This window comes from Steroidobacter flavus (assembly GCF_042651805.1).
Taxonomy (GTDB): domain Bacteria; phylum Pseudomonadota; class Gammaproteobacteria; order Steroidobacterales; family Steroidobacteraceae; genus Steroidobacter; species Steroidobacter flavus.
Map to the genome: position 1 here is coordinate 564,771 of NZ_JBHSDU010000015.1, position 19,026 is coordinate 583,796.

The following is a 19,026-nucleotide window of genomic DNA, read 5'->3' on the forward strand; positions in this document are numbered from 1 at the left end:
GTTGGTTCACCTCTGATAAACGAATTCGTTGTGCCAGGAGCGCTTCAATCCGATGTCATCGCGAAACTGCGCGAGCGATGCCGGCGCGGCTTCGGCACTGAGGTAGGCAGCCACGAAGTCCACGCCGGCGGCCAGCGCCAGACAAGCGGTCGTGGAAATGCGGGGATTGATTTCGAACGGTTTCACCGCACCGTTCGCGTCCTTGATCAATTGGATGTTGTAACAACCCGGCACGGGCGCCGAGTCATGGATAGCACGGCAAGCCGCGACGACCGCCGCATCGTTGTCGGTCTGCGCCCGCAAGGTGATCCCGCGTTTGACACCTACGCGCACTGGCACGACCGCGCGCAATATTCCATTGCGATCCGCGGACATCATGACGGTGTACTCCTGCCCTTCCAGCAGCTCCTGCAGAATGAAATCTTCGGCCGGTCGACGACTGATGACGATATGCGCGCTCAGCTCCTCTTCGGAGCGCACGATCGCGACTCCTCGCGAGCCACGGCCGCTGCGCGGCTTGGCGATGCAAGGAAACTTTATCTTGCTACGCTGCCCGATTTGCTCCGTCAGCGGTGCGGGCAGATCCGCGGCACGCAAGGCACTGTTCGATGCTAGTTTGTCCAGATGCGTTTCGATGAACTCGACGGGAGGCAGCAGGACGTCGCAATCGAAGCCGCCCCGCTCGCGCGCGACGCGCGGCAATTCTTCATCGACCCCTGGTACCAGAACGTCGACACGCAACTCGCGACACAACTCTTGCAAGCGCGGAATGAAAGAAGGTGCCGCCGCCATCGGTATGGAATGCCACTGCGTGGAGGCGACTGTCGCCGGACGAGCTTCGATATCCGCATCGGCAAAGTGCACCCGATACGTCGAGCCAAACAAGCGGTTGAGCGCTTCGGATCCCGCGCCCCCGCCGCCGGTGAACAACAACGTCTTCACGCTTTCCTCCGATACACGAAGCCGCGCTCATCTACTTGCGAGCTAAAGCCCAGACGCTCGAACACGCGCTGCGACGGAACGTTCGCCTGCTTCACTCGACCTTGCACCTGAGCGCCCGCAGTCGTGGCGCGCAAGGCATCCAGTGCGACCTCCATCATGGGGCGCGCCAGGCCGCGTCCGCGCAATTCCGCTGCCACACCATAGTCAATCTCCCAATAGTCGTGCTCCCGATCGAACCGGACCTGGCCGACCGGCACACCCGCTTCCGTCTCCACCACAAATATCAGGCACGAGTGGGGCCTGCTCAGGCGTGCACGAAACCATTCACGGTGTGACTGGGGCGCAATTGGATCCGAAGAGAAAGCATTGCGACGAGTGAGCGGGTCGTTCGCCCATTCCAGCAGCAGCGCTTCGTCCTGCGCACCCGCGGGCCGTGCACGCAAGCGTGTTGAAGCCGAGATGAGCATGGCGTTGCAGACTCGTGCAGCCCCGCCGCCATCGACAGTGGCGTAGCACAGTTCCGACCAGCTGCCGTCCAGCTCCTGACGCAGAACTGCATCCAGCGCCGCAGCGAGCGATGCTTCAGTGATCTGGTCTTTATGGCCCAGCCAGCGCGCGATACCACGCTCATTCAGCGCTTCCGCGATGGGACGCTGATTATCCGCCATGGTGATCATGAGACTCGGCACGCCGAGACAGGCCCGCTCCCAACTGGTGGTGCCGCCGGCACCGATGGCCAGATCGGCCTTTGCCAGCAGCGGCGCGAGCGTAGGAAGATCGACATGCAAATGAATATTCGGATGGTCGGCGACTTGCGCGCGTATCGAGTCGGCTCGCGGATGTGCCGAAGTAATGACGACATCGAGCTCGACGTCGCTGCGGCTATGACGCAGGAATGCGCCGATCGCGAGCTGAGTCAGATTGTCGACGTCCGCACCGCTGAAAAATGCAAACACGCGACGGATCGCACCGACCCGCGGACGCGTCTGGTTGCGCAGCTCAACATACAGGGGCTGAAGCAGGCAATAACGCGGCCCCAGCAACTGCACGCAATCCGAAGTGACCAACTCCTCATAGCGCCGCTCCATCCGCGGCACCAGGTTCTGATCGAGCAGCAGATCGCAGTCATGGTTGCGATTGGCAAGATCGTCGATTGCCATGATGCGCCCGACGCCCGAACGCAATTCCCGCTCTACTTTCTCATCGATGGCGTAGTGGTCCACGATCAGCCAGGCAGGCTGCACGCCGAGAGCGCCGAGAGCGTCGATAGCCGCGCGAGTCTGCGCCGCCTCCTCCGGCCAATCCGGTCCGCTCCATGCGACGGCCGCGTTGCCAGTGGCTGGCAACCGATGCACAGCGAAGCCACGCGCTTCGATGATCTCGTTGCAGTTGCCGTCGTACTCGCGGCAGATGAAATGCACTTGCGCCCCGCGCTCGCGCAAGGCGGCGGCAAGCGTCAGGCAACGCATTGCGTGCCCGACGCCGATGGTCCGCGATGCCTCGGTGCGAATCGCTATAACAGTCATGAGCCGATCAATTCAGCCGACGGAAGCCTGCGTGGCAAACCGGCCCACGCAGTAACGAGTCGACGTCACGGGCGCCATCCTCGCATTGTTTGATCAATGCAAAGACCGGATCCAGCGCGTCGAAGTAGCCGGCGATGACTTCAGGCGTGTGCTCGGTGCACACATACACGTTCGTGCTCGCCAGATAGCCCTTAGCCAGCATCTCCTGCGTGAGCAGCGTCTTGTACTTCAATGCATTCGCGCTCTTGAACGAGAAACCGATGAGCGCGGGCAGCCCGGTTACATTGATCTCGAGCCCGTGCTTGCCGGCCAGGGCGCGCCACTTTGCGGCAATGTCATTGCCGGTTTGCGTGATGGTCTCCCATGAGCGGACCCGCTCCATCACTTGCAAGGTACGCAGCGCCGCGCTCGGACCGATGCGCTCGGTCCAGAACGTGCTGCTGATGAATGTATTCTGAGCCGCTTCCATGATCTCGCGACGACCGATGGTCGCGGTGATGGCGTAGCCATTGCCCAGGGCCTTGCCGAACATCGCCATGTCCGGCTCGACGCCGTAAATCTTGTGCAAGCCACCGAAGCTCTGACGGAATCCGGACGTGCACTCATCGAAGATCAACACGATGTTGCGCTTGGTGGCGAGCTCACGCACCTTGTGCAGGAAATTATTTTCCGGCCCCATGTTGCGCGACACTTCCATCTTGATCACGCCGATGTCGTGCTGACTCACCAGCGCTTCGAGCTCGGCGTAATTGTTGTAGTTGAACGGCAGCACCGAGCCGCGCAGCGGATCGGGCACGCCCTTCGGCTCGAGACCCGGCAGCAGATGGCCGGCGAGATTCTTTTCATCGCCCAAATTGGCGGCGAGGTACCAATCGTGCCAGCCGTGATAGCCGCAAATTGCGACTTTGTAACGTCCCGCCGCGGCTCGCGCGATACGTACCGCGATGGCGTTCGCCTCGCCGCCCGAACGCGCCAGGCGCGCCATATCGGCCCAGGGATGCAGCTCGACCAGTTTCTCCGCCAGATACACTTCTTCGGGACAGTTCAAGGTCGACATGTTGCCGGCGTCGATGGTAGCGCGGACCGCCGCGTCGACTTCCGGATGGCTGTAGCCGAGCGTGTTGGTACCGACGCCCATGATGGACATATCGGTATATTCCTTGCCGTCCAGGTCCCAGACCTTGCAGCCCTGCGTGCGGCTGAAGTAAGCGGGCCACTGCTCGGGAAGAAACATTTCGGCGCGCTTGGACAGCAGCATGTTGCCGCCGGGAATGACGCGCTTGGCCCGCTGCCATAACTTCTGACCTTTGCTCATCGTGGCTCCAGCATTGCGAATCAGGTGACGGTTGGCCTCGAACAGTCGCGGCGAGGCCTGCTCCAGCGCGATCACGTCGCGCCAGCTGAAATCCAGACGCGGCGAGAAGTGGTCGAACACTGCCCGGATCACCGCGAAATCCTCGGGCTCGTCCACCGTCCAGCGCCGCTCGGAATAGTCCTGCTCGTTCGCCACATTGTGACGACGGAAACGTTCGGACTTCCGGATGTAGGGCGTGACATGCTCGCGCTCGACGGTCTGCTTCGCATCGCGCCACGCAGTTTCCAGTGCCGCGAACGAAAATACTTCGATATCCAGACCGTCTGGGTAAGTTGCCGGCTCGACGTTGGACGCGTAATCGCAGCCGGACTCGATCGCCGCCTCGATCACCTGATCCACCAGCTGCGGATCGACCAGCGGACAATCGCCGGTGATGCGCACCACCAGATCGGGCCGGTGCGCTTTCACGGCCTGATAGAAACGATCCAGCACGTCATCTTCGCTGCCCCGGTAGACTTCATGTCCGAGCTGGCGGACATGATCTTCGAGCACTTGATTGCGTGGATCGACGGAAGTCGCGATCACGATCTCGTCGATGCGCGTGGCCAGCTTCAGTCGCGCCAGCAACAGCTCGATCATGGGCACGCCGCGAATCCGGCGCATGACTTTGTCGGGAAAGCGAGTCGAGCCCATGCGGGCTTGTACGACGGCAACGGTCTTCATGCGGTGGACCAGCGCGAAGGATTGATGAGATCGGGATCGTCACAAGCAAGCGCCGCTGGAATCTCAGGCAACGTCCCGCGACTGGCGGCAAGGATCTGCTGCAGCTGAGCGGCGCTATCGACACCCACCACGACGTGCGCGATGTCTTCGTGCGAAAGCGCGTAGCGCATGCAAGCCTCCACCGCCGTAAGCCGTGTGTCGGCCAGCCACGCGTGCCAGCGAGTCCATAAGTCGCGCCACCGATCGAAACGCGGCGGACGATTCGCCTCCATCAGCAACAGCCCTTGCAGGAACACGGAACGGACGTGCACTTCGACTCCGGCCCGCGATAGACGACTCAGCCAGCCCGAGTCGAGCAGGCGTCGATCGACGATGTTGAAAGGCGCCTGCACCAGATCGAGCTCGAAGCGGCCGCAGAGTTCCGTCAACTCCTCGGGGCCGTAAACAGATACGCCGATCTTTGTGACGAGGCCCTCCGCTTTCAGCTGCCGAAGCGCAGCGAACAGGGCCGGCCCGATCCTATCAGCCAACAGCTGCTGAGGCCGATGCAACAGCAGCGCGTACAAGCGATCGGTGCGCAGTCTGCGCAGCGATGCGCCGAGTGTCTCTCGCACCCATCGCGTCACATCGACACAGTCGTCCGGCACCGCCGGAAGTTTGGAAACAACCCTCCAACCCGTCACACCGATGTCGCCGAGACATTGCTCGCTGTTGCCGTAGGCAACGGCGGTGTCGAGCGTGTCGACGCCGCTGGCGGACGCCAGGCGCAAGATCTGCTGCGCCTCTTCGGGCCGCACCTGACCCTGCTGATTGGCGACGCCGTAAGCCAACCCGAACTGGACCGTGCCCAGCGCCAGCTTCACGCGAGCAGGTCCTTGAACGCAGTAATCACCTTGTTCTGCTGCTCGTCGGTCAGATCGTAGAACAGCGGAATACTGAGCGCCTGCTGGTAGTAATGCAGCGAATGCGGGTAATCCTCAGGCTTGAATCCCATCTTCCGATACAACGGCTGCGCCGGCACCGGGATGTAATGCACCTGAGTGCCGATATCGCGCTTTCGCAGCTCGCGCATGAAGCTGCCTCGGTCGATGCCCGCCGCGGCGAAGTCGATTCTCACCGCGTACAGATGCAACCCGCTGCGATCGCGCCCTTCACGCTGCGCCGGCCGCAAATACTTCATTTCGGCGAAAGCGCGATCGTAGGTTTCCGCCAGTTGGCGGCGACGCGCGATGAAGCGATCCAGCTTGCTGAACTGCGACAGCGCCAGCGCGCATTGAATATCGGAGATGCGGTAATGGAAGCCGATCTCCTGCATCTCGTAGTACCACGGATTGGTCACGCCATTGTGCTCGGCCTGTTCCGGGATCTGCCACGGGTCGTCGAGCTTGTTGATGCCGTGGCTGCGCAGGCGAAGCAGCCGGCGGTAAATCGCTTCGTCGTTGGTCGTGATCAAGCCACCCTCGCCCGCGGCGATGGCCTTGACCGGGTGGAACGAGAACACCGTCATCAGCGAATGCGCGCAATTACCAACGAGTCCGCCATCGCGATACCGCGATCCCAACGCATGGGCCGCGTCTTCGATGATGACCGCGCCCGCCTCGTCCGCGGCTGCTTTGATCGCAACCATGTCGCACGCGAGTCCTGCGTAGTGCACGGGCACGATGGCCCGGATTCCCGCAATCGAACGCAATGTCTTGCGCAACTCGGACGGCGACATGTTGATCGTGTCGGGATCGATGTCGACGAAGGCCGGTGCGCCCCCCGAGTACAACGCACAGTTCGAGCTGGCGACGAAGGTGATCGGCGAAGTGACCAGCCGGGTCTTCGGCCCGACGCCGGCGGCCACGGCTGCGATATGCAAGCCCGCCGTCGCGCTGGACACGGCGACTGCATACCGGGCGCCGACATATTCCGCGATCGCACGCTCGAATGAATCGATGGTCGGGCCTTGCGACAACGATCCTTTGCGCAACAGCTCGGCGACCGCCTGAATGTCATCTTCGTCGATGTGATGGCGACCGTACGGAATCATAAAGCCTGCACCTCGCGCGCGAGTTTCAGTTCGCGCTGTTTCTTCAGTCGTTCAATCTGTTCGTCGACGCTGCCGAGTGGCCGTCCAAGCAATTGGCGAGCCTTCTGGTTCGACAAGCTCATTTCCAGGGGACGACGCACCAGGCTGGTCTGCTCGGCGAGTCGGCCAGCACGCAAGGGCGCGGCATCGAGCTCAAAGTGTTGCGCCAGGCGCAGGCCGAAGTCGTGTTTCGACAAGCGTTCATCGGCGACCACATGAAATATTCCGTTGGCCTGACGTTCGACGAGATCATGAATGGTCAACGCCAGCGGCTCGCACAGGATCGGGTTGTAGAACACATCCTGAAACAGCGTATAGGGACGGCGCTCCTGCAACGCTGTGAGGATCGCGTCGCTGAAGGACTGCCGATACGACGGGCCCCAGGCATAGAAATTCGTGCGGACCACCAACGCTTGCGGATCCGCCTCGAGCACGCGGACTTCGGCCTCGGCCTTGGTCTTGCCGTAAGTGTTCATCGGCGATACCGGATGAGACTCATCGAGCAACGGCGCTGCCAGCGAAAACAAATGATCCGTCGAGATGTGGATCAGCTTCACTCCGCGACGCGCGCAGGCCTTCGCGATGTTCATCGGCATGACGACATTCGACTGTCGCGCGAGCTCGGGATCTTTCTCACAAGCTTCGACGCTCGTGAGGCCCGCCGTGTGAGCGAGCCACTGTGGCTGCACGTCGTCGATCGCGCGTAACACCGCGTCTTCCGACGTGAGATCGAGCTGACGGCTCTCGACCCCGGCCAGGTTCACTTGCCGGCGATGCGTCCCCAGCACGACATCGTGACGATCGCGAACGCTCTGGGCCCAGTTCAGCGCCAGCAGGCCGGCGCCGCCGGTGATCAGAATCTTTCTGCGCATGCAGCGGCCGGGCGGCTTACTTGCTGATCTCGCCGTACTTGCTGCGATTCTTCACAATCCACTGCCGCAGCGCCTCGACCGGCATCCACTCGTCATTGCTCTCGGAGGAATACGAGAAGTTGTCCGGCACGCGCACGCCGCCGCGATTACGCGAAGGATCGGAAGACCAGTTGTGAATCGCAGGCAGAATCTTGTAATGCCCTTCGTACTGGAAGGTATGCGGCGCATCTTCGGCGCCGATCATCTGCTCATGAATCTTCTCGCCGGGGCGGATGCCGATGATCTGATGTTTGGCTTCCGGCGCCACCGCACGCGCGATGTCGAGGATGGTCATGGAAGGAATCTTCTTCACATAGATCTCGCCGCCATGCATGTCCTCGAAGGCATGCCACACCAGCTCGACGCCCTGCTCGAGCGTGATCATGAAGCGAGTCATACGCGGATCGGTAATGGGCAGCGTGCCCGTGTTCGCGAGCGACATGAAGAACGGAATCACCGAGCCGCGCGAGCCCATGACGTTGCCATAGCGGACCACGGCGAAACGCGTGTTGTGCGCGCCTGCATACGGGTTGCCGGCCACGAACAATTTGTCGGACGCAAGCTTGGTCGCGCCGTACAGATTGATGGGGTTGCTGGCCTTGTCGGTCGACAGCGCGACCACCCGCTTGATGCCGCGATCGATACAGGCATCGATCAGGTTCATCGCGCCGTTGATGTTGGTCTTCACGCACTCGAACGGGTTGTACTCCGCGGTCGGAACGATCTTGGTCGCCGCCGCGTGCACGACGTAGTCGATGCCATCCAACGCGCGGGCCAGACGATCTTTGTCGCGCACGTCACCGATGAAGAAACGAACGCGCGGATCGTTCTGATAGCGCTGCGCCATCTCCCATTGTTTCATCTCGTCGCGCGAATAGATCACCAGGCGCTTCGGATTGTATTTTTCGAGCGTCATCGGCACGAACGTGTTGCCGAACGAGCCGGTGCCGCCGGTAATCAGAATGGAAGAATTGGCTAGCATGTCTTACCCGAGTATTGCTCAGTGAGCGCTGGTGGTCAGTTGTAACATCGCCTGCGGGCTGCCCTGCTCCACGACCCGCCCGTGATCCAGTCGATACAGACGGTCACAGCTTTCGACGGTGGACATCCGGTGCGCGACGATGATGATTGTTTTCGAGCCGCGTAGCGCCAGCACAGCTTGCATGACGCCGCGCTCGGTGGCGGTATCGAGCGCGCTGGTCGCCTCGTCCAGGAACAAAACTTTGGGATCGCGATACAACGCACGCGCGATGCCGATACGCTGACGCTGTCCGCCGGACAACCGCACGCCCCGCTCTCCCATCGATGTCTGCAACCCTTCCGGGAGGCTGCGCACGAACTCTTCCATTTGCGCCGCTCGCAAGGCACGCCACACCGCTGCTTCGTCGATCTCGGTGCGAGGCACACCGAATGCAACGTTGTGTAACAATGAATCGTCAGTGAGATAAATGGTCTGAGGCACATAGCCGATCTGGTTCTGCCAGCTCCTCGGGTTGCCTCGCATGTCGTGCCCGTCGATGCGCACGCTGCCCGCATCGGGCGACAACAGGCCGAGAATCAAATCCACGAGGGTGCTCTTGCCCGCGCCGCTCGCCCCGATGAAACCGACGATCTGGCCGCTGTGGATCGTGACCGAAAGCTCGCGCAACGCCGGCTGAGCAGCGCCCGGATACGTGTAGGTCACGCCCTCGAGTTGTATGTCGCGTCGGAATGGCAGCTCGACGCCGGTGATGGCAGCCGCCGACGCATCGTCAGGCTGAGTCACGGCGCTCAGTTCCGTATGTAGCACTTCGATGGCCGGCAATCCGTAGCGCAGCGCTTGAATGCCGGAGATGACGCGATTCGCCGAAGGCATCAAACGAAATGCCGCCGCCGCGAACAGCGCCAACGTCGGCAATACCGAAGCCAGCTCTCGACCGCGGGCCACCATGGTGATCACCAACAACGCCAGACCGCTTACCGCCAGCAGCTCGAGCCAAAGGCGCGGCAGTTGCTGCAACGTCGCCTGCAAATGAGCGACATGCGCGCTCTTGAAGTTATGCGGTCGATAACGCTCGGAGAATTCCTGCTCGCAGCCCAGCAGCTTCACATCCTTCACGCCGCCCAGCCCTTGCTGCAAATGTTGAATGCGCAGGCCTTCGTGGTGCTGCCGGGCCGTGCCCCAGCGAGCGATTCGTCGCCGCGTCAACCAGTGAAAGCCGCCCGCCGCCGCGCCGAGTGCCAGAATGACCAGCGTCGCCCCCAACGGCTCGACGAACAGCAACAGCGTCAGCAAGCCGATCAGTACCAGCGCTTCGGCCATCAGCAACATGCCGGGAATCAGTGCGCTGTTGACCAGCGCACTGACCTCGGCGGTCAGATTTCGCAGTAACTGGGCGGAATTGCGCTGCAGGTGAAATGGATAGGGCCGCCGCAGGTAGGCAGTGAACAAGCGCTGCGACAGCTGTGCCTGGACGCCGTAGGCGAAGCTGGTCTGCTGCCAGGCCAAGAAAGCCAGGAACGCAGCCTTGATCGCATACACGACGATCAGCGCCAGCATCGATCCCACCACCAACGTGACGTGATCGGGATTGCCGAGCGCCGCCAGCACCGGCTGCAACGCCGGATAGCGATGCGCATAGTCGGGCTGCGTGAACAGCGCGATGAGCGGCACGATCAAGCCGACGCTGAGCGCCTCCATCGCCATGCCGACGAACATCGGCCCGAGCAGCAGCCAGACGCGACGGCGCTGCGACCGGTTCAGCAGCCCCCACAATTTATCGGCGGCCGCGGCGCTCAATGTGAACTATCCAAAGGGTGGAACATCGGTCGACTCAGGCGCGCTTCTGCGCCTTGAGCCCTCGATGAATGAAGGCGATCACGCAACCGAGCACGCAGCCGACCATGAAGCCGACCAGCGTCATGAGCGTGCGCTTGGGGCTGATGCGAATCTCCGGCGCCACCGCCGGATCGATCACCGTGAAGGCATATTCGATCTTGCCGTTGGCCAGCATCAGCTGCTTGGTCTCGCTTTCGATCAATTTGTAGAGCGACAGCCGGATCTCGACCACGTTGGTCTTGCTCAGCTGATCGTTCAGATAGTTGATGTTACGCGTCGACTCATCCATCGCGCGTTTACGCAGCAGCTCATTCGCCAGCGCCGCCAGCTCGTTGGCCCACTGTGCCGCCACCTTCGGGTCGGTCCAGTCGACCGTCAGCGTGATCAGACCGTCGAGCTCCTCTTCCTTGATATCCAGCACGGCCGAGCGGAACTGACGCACGGCGCGCCACATCGTCGGCGGCTCCTTGCTGGAGCCTTCGAACAGCACCGGGATCAAATCCTTGCGCTGAATGAATTCCTCGGCGAGACGATAGGACTTGAGCAGCGCCGTCGCCTCCTTGCCTCGTCCGCCGCCCAGACTCAAGCCGGCCAGATTGGCCAGGCCGCCAAGCTGCGACATCAGACCGCCGCCGCCCGGGCTGCCCGATTCGGCGACCGGCGCCAGCGTCACCTCGGCCCGATAGATTTCCTTGGCGGTCAAGGCCAGGTAGATCGCCAGTCCGGTGCACACCGCCGCCACCACGCCGATCAGGATCTTGTAGTCCCAGATGGCACGAAACAGATCGACGAGTGCGATCTCGTCATCTTGAACCGTGCTCATGCGCTCGCTGGAAGTTACCACCCAGTTCACCTGCTCGCCGTTGTTGAATGAAACATTATAGTCGCGCCTCGGGCACGCTACCGCCTGCAAGGGACATTCGTCCTTCGCATTCCACCGTCATGGACCCGATCGCGACCGATCAGGCCTGTTGCTCGTACTGCCCAGCTTCCTTGCGGATCTGCTCGATCTCGGCGCGCAGGTTCTCGTACTCGCGCATCTTGATCTGCAGATACTCCAGAGCGAGGTTCGCCTTCTGCTCCACGCCACGTGGCGTGAGCAGATACATGTAGGCCGCCTTGTTCTGGCTGTTCTTGAAATTGGTCGCCTTGATCCAGCCCTTGCGCATCAGCGCCTGCAGGCAGTAGTTGACCTTGCCGAGGCTGATGCCGAGCTCGCGCGCAACGTCGCGTTGGCTCATGCCTGGATTCTCTTCCAGCAAGCGCATCAGCTTGTAGCGCATCTCATCGCTGAGCATCGGAGGTCTCATGCCGCGGAACCCGCGGCGATGACGTAGTCGAGCGGCACTTGCACCCGCGCGGTCTGGCCGAGCAGCTTCAACAGCACAACGACGCGATCGGCGCCGGCTTCACGCTCGAATATTCCTTCCAGCCCTTGCAACGGCCCGTCGGTGATCTGCACCGATTCGCCACAGCACAGCTCGGCGTGGCCGCCCACATGATGCAAACCGGTTTCGGCGTCGGCCCGCTGACGCAAATCAGCGACGAGACGATCCGGCACGACGGCATAAAGCGCGCCGAACCGCACGATCGACGCAACCCCGACCGTGGAACGAACCGGCGCGAGACATTGCACGCCTTCATCGAGCCGAAGAAACAGATATCGAGGAAATAACGCAGCGATGCGCTCGCGCGTTGACCGCCCGCGGCGGCGACTCGAGGTCAGGGCCAGCGGATAGTAGGTTTCAAAGCCTTGTCGCTGCAGATTCCATTCAGCGACCCGCTCGGCCGAGGGCTTGGTCTGGATGAGATACCACCGCAACATGTTCTAGTGCGTAGCCGATGCGTTCAGTCATTGAACGCGCGGCAGTCTAGCGATGGGATACCGGGGCGTCAACGACGCCCCTTCACGCTTTATCCTGAATTGTCCTACTGGAAGGACGAGACTGCGGCCGCGGCAACCGCCAGGTTATAGATGATGCTGGTGACGGCCTGCCAGAACGGCAGCGGCCGCATACGCTCGGTATCCAGCGGTGCGACGATGGTGTCGCCCTTCTCGATGGCTACGCCGCCGCCGCTGAACCAGGAATTCCCGCCGCGCGCCACGACGCTGCCGTCGGCACGTACGACATAGACCCGATTTTCGTCGGCACGCGGCGTCAAGCCGCCGCTGAGCGCGATGTATTCATCTCGCGACACATCGGTTCGATACAAGTGCGACGTGGCACTCTGCACTTCGCCGATGACGGTGACTTCCTGCGTGATTCGAGGCACGAGCAGCCGATCGCCATCCTTGAGCACGATGTCCTGTTCCGAGCCTTCACGCGCAGCCACGGAGCGGTCCAGGTCGATGACCAGACGTCCCGCGGGCTTCGCGTCGCGCAAGCTGGAAAGCAGCGACCGACCGATGGTCAGCGCTTGGCTGGCATCGCGACCCGCCTCTTGCGCGGACATCAGCGACATCTGCGCCAGATCCGATTCCATTCGGGTCGCCAGTGTCGCCAGTTGCTTACGCTCGCGTTCTTTCAATTCCTCGCGCGTGAAGACCGCGCCCTTGGTGAACGCCAGATCGGTGAAGCCACCGGCCCGCGCCATCACCGAGCGCAGCGTCTCGCCGCGATGGATGGGATAACGACCGGGGAATTTCACTTCGCCGCGAATTTCCACTTCTTCCTGGGACGCCCACAGCGGCGTCTCCTTGATGACCAGATAGTCGAACGGCTTGAGCGCCAGGTTCGAGCCCGGCTCGCCGTCGAGCGCCTTGCGCAGATCGATCTGGATCAGCTCGGCCTGACGCGCGCCATTCGGCCCCACTTCGTAACGAGTCAGTTCGGCCTGGCCGCTATACGCCGCCTCATCGAGGCTGCCGCCGGCGCGCACCAGGTCGCTGACCCGCATGCCGGGCTCGAGCGGATATTTGCCGGGCACTTTCACCTTGCCGGCGACGCTTACTTCCAGCGTCGGCTCATCGATACGCGACTGCATCTGCAACTCGCGCATCAGCGGCTCGATGATGCGATCGCGACCCGACTCACGGTCGAATACAAACAACTGGTCGCGCGGCGCCAGCTCGAAGTTGGCCGCCGACTGCGGTTGCGCCAACGCCTTCTCCAGGTCTGCGGAGAAGATCCGGACGCGCCGGTCGTTGGGCAGCTCGCGACGGACCAGGATGTATTGCTGATCGGCGTTCGGCTCGAGCTCGTCCAGGCTCGGGATCAGGTCCACGATGCGCATGCCGGGCTTGTATTGATACTCGCCAGGGCGATGCAGATGACCGTTGAGCACGACCGACTCTTCCAGCACCGGACGAATCGCCGGGACACGCACCCGGTCGCCACTGCTCAACAGCATGCGACGGCCATCGGCTTTCGCCAGATTCACATCGAGCGTGATCCGTTGCCGCTGCTCATTGACCCGGTCCACGGTGGCCATGGAGGGATCGGCGCCAGGCAACAGGCCGCCGCCCAACTCCAACAGCTGCTCGGCCGTGGTCTCGTTCTTTAATTCATAGATCGCGGGCCGACGCACTTCGCCGGACAGCCCGACCGTGGCACCGACCGGTGGAATGAAGATCACGTCGCCCGGCAACAGCCGCAAATCGCCGCTGGTATCGCCTCGCAGCAGCAGGTCGTACAGGTCGAGCGTGCTGACCGTGCGCCCGGCGCGCTTCAACTGAATATTGCGCAATGAGCCGATCTTCTTCACGCCGCCGCTGTAGAACAGCGCGTTGGTCATGGTCGACAGGCCGCTGACCGTATAGGAGCCGGGCGCTTCGGCGTCGCCCAGCACGAACACGCGAATCGAGCGCAGCTCGCCGATGCTGATGCTGGCTTGCGTGCCGATCATCTGGTCGCGCACCCGCTCTTCCAGATCGGCGCGCACTTCTTCGAAGCGACGGCCGCTCACCGAGATCGGACCGAGATCGGGGAAGTTGATGCGGCCGTCGCGACCGACCGTCAGCGAGTAGCGGCCCTTGTTGGAGCCGACCATCAGCACTTGAATGGAATCGCCGGGTCCCACCACGTATTCGGCCGGCACCGGCACATCGGTCGCGGGCGCGAAGGTGCTCGGCGAACCGGCGAACAAGTCATAACCGAACGGCTTCAGCGCTTCGGCACCGGTCGGCTTGAGCGGCAGCCGGGTGACGACGACGATGAAATCCTTGAGGCGCAGCTCGGCGGACACCCGCTGCGTCGCTTCGTCGGGCAACAAGCCCGCCAACGGGATCGGCCCCAGCTCGGGCACGTTCAGAATGCCCCACTTGTCCAGCTTGTATGGATTGCGACGGAGGATGCGCTCGCGGAACTCTTCCAAGCGCGCGGTTTCATCGGGAGTGCGATCCAACAGCTGCTGTTCAGCTGGCGCGGGCGCGTTTGCATCGGCCGGTGGCGTCGTGGACGCAGCCTGCCGCCCCGGGATCCTCGGTTGCGAGTTCTGCTGAGCTTCGCGTCGAGCGCGCTCCTCGACCTCGGGCGCCTGCCGCTGATACTGGCGAACCTCCAGATTCAACAGCAGCGTGTCGCCGCCTTTGAAACGCGGCAGGACCGGCGCGCCGGTCGCGTCGAATTTTTCTTCCTCTTCCTCGTCGCCGCGAGGCTTGACGGTCTGAGGAAACTGAACCTTGCGATCCGAGCGCACATCGGTGCCCGAAGGCAGACTGAGGCCGCCAGTGCCACCGCCGCGATTCATGGAGTCGAGAATGGCCTGCTGCTGGTCGGCAGGCAGGTTACGGAACATTTCAATCTGTTCCGGGGTGGGCGTCTGCGCCTCGGCCTGCGTGAGCAATCCGAAACTGAATACGCAAAGGATAACGGCGGTCAGCCTGAAAATACGGCTGAAAAAACTGAGTCTGGGCATCCGGGTCGCTTTGATGTAGGTGGTCCCTGCGACGAAGGGCCGGAAGTTTACACAGACCCCCGCAGGGATGCGATTAATTCTGGCCCCGCGCGCCGGCTTGAGACGTGAACCAGCGATAAGTGGCGGCCACGCCGTCCCGTAACTGAATTTTTGGCGCCCAGCCGAGGGCGCGCAACCGGGTGACATCGAGCAATTTGCGAGGCGTGCCATCCGGCTTGCTGGTATCGAAACGCAACTTGCCGGAATAATCGACCGCGGCGCCGACCAGGGCGGCCAGCTCGGCAATAGAAATATCCTCGCCCCAGCCTACGTTGATCGGCTCGGGGCTGTCGTAGCGCTCCAGCAGAAACACGCAGGCATCGGCCAGGTCGTCGACATGCAGGAATTCCCGGCGCGGCGTGCCGGTGCCCCACACCACCACTTCGCCCTCGCCCCGCTGCTTCGCTTCATGAAACTTTCGGATCAGCGCCGGCAGCACGTGCGAGCTGTTCAGATCGAAGTTGTCGCCAGGTCCATACAGATTGGTCGGCATGACCGAGATCGCGTTGAAGCCGTATTGCTTCCGGTACGCCTGGCACATTTTCACGCCAGCAATCTTTGCGACCGCATACCACTCGTTGGTCGGCTCGAGCGGCCCGGTGAGCAGGCAACTCTCCGGCATGGGCTGGGGCGCATGCTTGGGATAAATGCAGCTGGAGCCCAGGAACGCGAGCTTGCGCACGCCGAAGCGGTACGCCGCATCGATGACGTTGGTCTGGATCTGCAAGTTGTCGCGGATAAAGTCGGCCGGATAACTGTCGTTCGCCAGAATGCCGCCGACCTTCGCGGCCGCCAGATAAACGAACTCCGGGCGCTCCTGCTCGAAGAACCGGTCGACCGCCGCCTGATTGCGCAAATCGAGCTCGGCACTCGAGCGCAGCAGCAGGTTGCGATAGCCCTCCGCCTGCAGCCGGCGCACGATGGCGCTGCCTACCAGTCCCCGGTGACCGGCGACGAAAACGCGCGCGTCTTTATTCATGTCGCTGATAAGTCCGAAAGCCTTCCCGGGCCACCAGTGCATCACGACGGGCAGCTTCCAGATCGGCCTCGACCATTTCATTCACCAGCGTGCTGAAGCTGGTCTCGGCCTGCCAGCCGAGCTTCTGGCGGGCCTTGGTCGGATCGCCAAGCAGCGTGTCGACTTCGGTGGGCCGGAAATAACGGCTGTCCACTTTGACGACGGCACGGCCGGAGCTGGCGTCGATGCCCTGCTCGTCCACGCCTGCACCCTGCCATTCGATCCGCATGCCGAGCGCGGTGCCCGCGAGCTGAACAAACTCCCGCACCGAATGTTGTTCGCCGGTGGCGATGACGAAATCTTCCGCTTGCTCCTGCTGCAACATCAACCACTGCGCCTTTACGTAGTCGCGCGCATGCCCCCAATCTCGTAACGAATCGAGATTGCCCAGATAGATCGTGTCCTGCAGGCCTTCCTTGATTCGCGCCAGGCCGCGCGTGATCTTGCGAGTCACGAAGGTTTCGCCGCGGATCGGCGACTCGTGATTGAACAGGATACCGTTGCAGGCGTAGATGCCGTACGCCTCGCGATAATTCACCGTGATCCAGTATCCATAGACCTTCGCCGCGCCATAAGGCGAGCGAGGATAGAACGGCGTCGTTTCCTTCTGCGGCACCTCTTGCACCTTGCCGAACATCTCCGAGGTCGAGGCTTGATAGAAGCGCGTCTTTTTCTCGAGCCCCAGGATGCGAATGGCTTCGAGGATGCGCAGCGTGCCGACCGCGTCGGAGTTCGCGGTGTACTCCGGCGTCTCGAACGAAACGTGAACGTGACTTTGCGCGGCGAGATTGTAGATCTCGTCCGGCTGCACCTGCTGAATGATGCGGATCAGATTGGTGGCGTCGGTCAGATCGCCATAGTGCAGGAACAGCTTGACGCCGCGCTCGTGCGGGTCCTGATACAAATGATCGATCCGATCGGTGTTGAACGACGACGCGCGTCGCTTGATGCCGTGAACTTCATAACCCTTGTCGAGCAACAGCTCGGCAAGATAGGCGCCGTCCTGGCCTGTGATTCCGGTAATCAGCGCTTTTTTCACCGCATCCTCGCATCGTCGACCGTCCCGCTAGCCACGCCAGCGGGCCACATGCTCCAACAGATTCTTCAGCGACGGCTCGGCGCCCGCCGCCGCGTCGGCCGGCTTCTCCAGCGCCGGCGTGAGCGAATCCGCCAGTTTCTTGCCCAGCTCCACGCCCCATTGATCGAAGGCGTTGATGCCCCAGATCACGCTCTGCGTGAACACTTTGTGTTCGTACAGGGAAATCAGCCGCCCCAGCGTCTTCGGCCCGAGGCGCGGGAACAAAATCACCGTGCTCGGCCGGTTGCCCGGATGCAGCTTGTGCGGAATCAACCGCGCGATCTCGCTGTCGCTCGTGCCCTTCGCCGCCAGATCCTGGCGCACCTGTGCCTCGGTCTGACCGAACGCGAACGCCTGCGCCTGCGCGAAACAATTCGCCAGCGCCAGATTCTGCTGTTGCTGGAACGGGCTCGACGCGTTCACCGGCGCGAGAAAATCCAGCGCCACCTGCGCGGTGCCCTGATGCAACAACTGAAAGAACGAATGCTGGGCATTCGAGCCTGGCTCGCCCCACAACACCGCGCCGCTGTCATACGGCAACGGCGTGCCTTCCAGCGTCACGCTCTTGCCGTTGGATTCCATTTCCAACTGCTGCAGATACGCGGGGAAGCGATGCAGCCGCTGGTCATAAGGCAGCACCCCGAGCGAATCCAGGCCGAGGAAATTCCGATTCCAGACGCCGAGCAATCCCATCAGCACCGGCAGGTTGTTCTCGAACGGCGTGTTACGAAAGTGCTCGTCCATCTCGTGGCCGCCGTCCAGCATCAGCTCGAACTGATCCATGCCCAGCGCCAGCGCCACGGACAGGCCCACCGCCGACCACACCGAATAGCGACCGCCCACCCAGTCCCACATCGTAAAGCGGTTTTGTGGCGGAATTAAGAAAGCATCCATCGCCTTGGCATTGGTCGACACAGCGGCAAAGTGCCGCGCCGGTGCGCCCTCGCCCAAACGGTCGACGATCCACTGGCGCGCCAGCTTCGCGTTGGTGAGCGTTTCCAGCGTCGAGAATGTTTTCGAGCAGACGACGAACAGCGTGCGCGCGGCATCGACTTTCTCCAGCACGTCGCCCAGCTGCACGCCGTCGATGTTGGATACGCAGTGCAGCCGCAGATTCCGATTGCGATATTTCGCCAGCGCCTCGGTCGCCATCACGATGCCGAGGTCGGAGCCGCCGATGCCGATATTGACGATGTCGGTGAAGGTCTTGCCGGTGTGGCCGTGAATGCGACCGCCGTGAATGCCTTCGACGAAGGTCCGCATCTTCTGCAAGCTGGCACGCACTTCGGGCATGACGTCCTGCCCGTCGACCAGGACCGGCCGGTCGGTGCGATTACGCAGCGCTGTGTGCAGTACGGCGCGGTTCTCGGTGGTGTTGATTTTGTCGCCATTGAACATGGCGTCGATCCGACCGCGCAGGCCACGCGCGTTCGCGAGAGACAGCAGCAGACGCATGGTCTCGGCGTCGACGCGCTGTCTGGAGAAATCGAACAGCAGGTTGAGCTCGGAGGTCCGCGAGAACGTCACCGCGCGCTGCGGATCGTTCGCGAACAGATCGCGCAGATGCCGGCCCCGCATGCTCGCAGCGTGAGATTCGAGCGCCTGCCACTCAGGCGTCGTGTTCGCTAGCGTCATGGGAAAGTCCTCCTGCGGGTGGCTCATCGGCACGGGAATGGTGCCGGAGGCTACCTCACTGACGGCGCAGGGTGAAGCTTTTGTGACTGGCGC

At 62.3% G+C, this 19,026-nt stretch carries 15 protein-coding genes; all 15 read right to left on the reverse strand.

Annotation, left to right across the window (positions count from 1 at the left end):
* Positions 1–6 precede the first annotated feature (6 nt).
* On the reverse strand, positions 7–942 hold the full coding sequence (locus ACFPN2_RS30260) for an ATP-grasp domain-containing protein (RefSeq protein ID WP_380603680.1): 936 nt from the start codon (positions 940–942) through the stop codon (positions 7–9).
* Positions 939–2,468 carry a UDP-2,4-diacetamido-2,4,6-trideoxy-beta-L-altropyranose hydrolase gene (pseG, locus tag ACFPN2_RS30265; RefSeq protein ID WP_380603682.1) on the reverse strand — a complete coding sequence of 510 codons (1,530 nt, stop codon included), beginning with the start codon at positions 2,466–2,468 and terminating at the stop codon, positions 939–941. Before pseG ends, ACFPN2_RS30260 begins: the two co-directional genes overlap by 4 nt.
* A gap of 7 nt (positions 2,469–2,475) precedes the next feature.
* Positions 2,476–4,506: an aminotransferase class III-fold pyridoxal phosphate-dependent enzyme gene (locus ACFPN2_RS30270; RefSeq protein WP_380603684.1), complete on the reverse strand. Its 2,031-nt coding sequence runs from the start codon at positions 4,504–4,506 to the stop codon at positions 2,476–2,478.
* The gene (locus tag ACFPN2_RS30275) at positions 4,503–5,369 is read right to left on the reverse strand and encodes an aldo/keto reductase (RefSeq protein ID WP_380603686.1); all 867 of its coding nucleotides are present in this window, start codon (positions 5,367–5,369) and stop codon (positions 4,503–4,505) included. The genes ACFPN2_RS30270 and ACFPN2_RS30275 overlap by 4 nt, the downstream gene beginning before the upstream one ends.
* Positions 5,366–6,538 carry a UDP-4-amino-4,6-dideoxy-N-acetyl-beta-L-altrosamine transaminase gene (gene pseC / locus ACFPN2_RS30280; protein ID WP_380603688.1) on the reverse strand — a complete coding sequence of 391 codons (1,173 nt, stop codon included), beginning with the start codon at positions 6,536–6,538 and terminating at the stop codon, positions 5,366–5,368. The genes ACFPN2_RS30275 and pseC overlap by 4 nt, the downstream gene beginning before the upstream one ends.
* Positions 6,535–7,449 carry an SDR family oxidoreductase gene (locus tag ACFPN2_RS30285; RefSeq protein WP_380603690.1) on the reverse strand — a complete coding sequence of 305 codons (915 nt, stop codon included), beginning with the start codon at positions 7,447–7,449 and terminating at the stop codon, positions 6,535–6,537. Before ACFPN2_RS30285 ends, pseC begins: the two co-directional genes overlap by 4 nt.
* Positions 7,450–7,465: 16 nt before the next feature.
* Positions 7,466–8,470, reverse strand: coding sequence for a UDP-N-acetylglucosamine 4,6-dehydratase (inverting) (pseB, locus tag ACFPN2_RS30290; RefSeq protein ID WP_380603692.1), 1,005 nt, complete (start codon positions 8,468–8,470; stop codon positions 7,466–7,468).
* Between the two features lie 18 nt (positions 8,471–8,488).
* Positions 8,489–10,267, reverse strand: coding sequence for an ABC transporter ATP-binding protein (locus ACFPN2_RS30295; RefSeq protein WP_380603694.1), 1,779 nt, complete (start codon positions 10,265–10,267; stop codon positions 8,489–8,491).
* A gap of 34 nt (positions 10,268–10,301) precedes the next feature.
* Positions 10,302–11,129, reverse strand: a complete 828-nt coding sequence (locus ACFPN2_RS30300; protein ID WP_380603696.1) for a Wzz/FepE/Etk N-terminal domain-containing protein — start codon at positions 11,127–11,129, stop codon at positions 10,302–10,304.
* 139 nt (positions 11,130–11,268) lie between these two features.
* Positions 11,269–11,616 carry a MarR family EPS-associated transcriptional regulator gene (locus tag ACFPN2_RS30305; protein ID WP_380603698.1) on the reverse strand — a complete coding sequence of 116 codons (348 nt, stop codon included), beginning with the start codon at positions 11,614–11,616 and terminating at the stop codon, positions 11,269–11,271.
* Entirely contained in the window at positions 11,613–12,131 is a 519-nt protein-coding gene (locus ACFPN2_RS30310) for a transcription termination/antitermination NusG family protein (protein ID WP_380603700.1), read from the reverse strand. Before ACFPN2_RS30310 ends, ACFPN2_RS30305 begins: the two co-directional genes overlap by 4 nt.
* Positions 12,132–12,235: 104 nt before the next feature.
* A complete protein-coding gene (locus ACFPN2_RS30315; protein WP_380603702.1) occupies positions 12,236–15,163 on the reverse strand; it encodes a polysaccharide biosynthesis/export family protein in 2,928 nt (975 codons plus the stop codon).
* Positions 15,164–15,236: 73 nt separating this feature from the next.
* On the reverse strand, positions 15,237–16,181 hold the full coding sequence (gene fcl, locus ACFPN2_RS30320; RefSeq protein WP_380603704.1) for a GDP-L-fucose synthase: 945 nt from the start codon (positions 16,179–16,181) through the stop codon (positions 15,237–15,239).
* A complete protein-coding gene (gene gmd / locus ACFPN2_RS30325) occupies positions 16,174–17,259 on the reverse strand; it encodes a GDP-mannose 4,6-dehydratase (protein WP_380603706.1) in 1,086 nt (361 codons plus the stop codon). The genes fcl and gmd overlap by 8 nt, the downstream gene beginning before the upstream one ends.
* Positions 17,260–17,286: 27 nt before the next feature.
* Positions 17,287–18,933, reverse strand: coding sequence for a glucose-6-phosphate isomerase (pgi, locus tag ACFPN2_RS30330; RefSeq protein ID WP_380603708.1), 1,647 nt, complete (start codon positions 18,931–18,933; stop codon positions 17,287–17,289).
* Between the last annotated feature and the right edge of the window lie 93 nt (positions 18,934–19,026).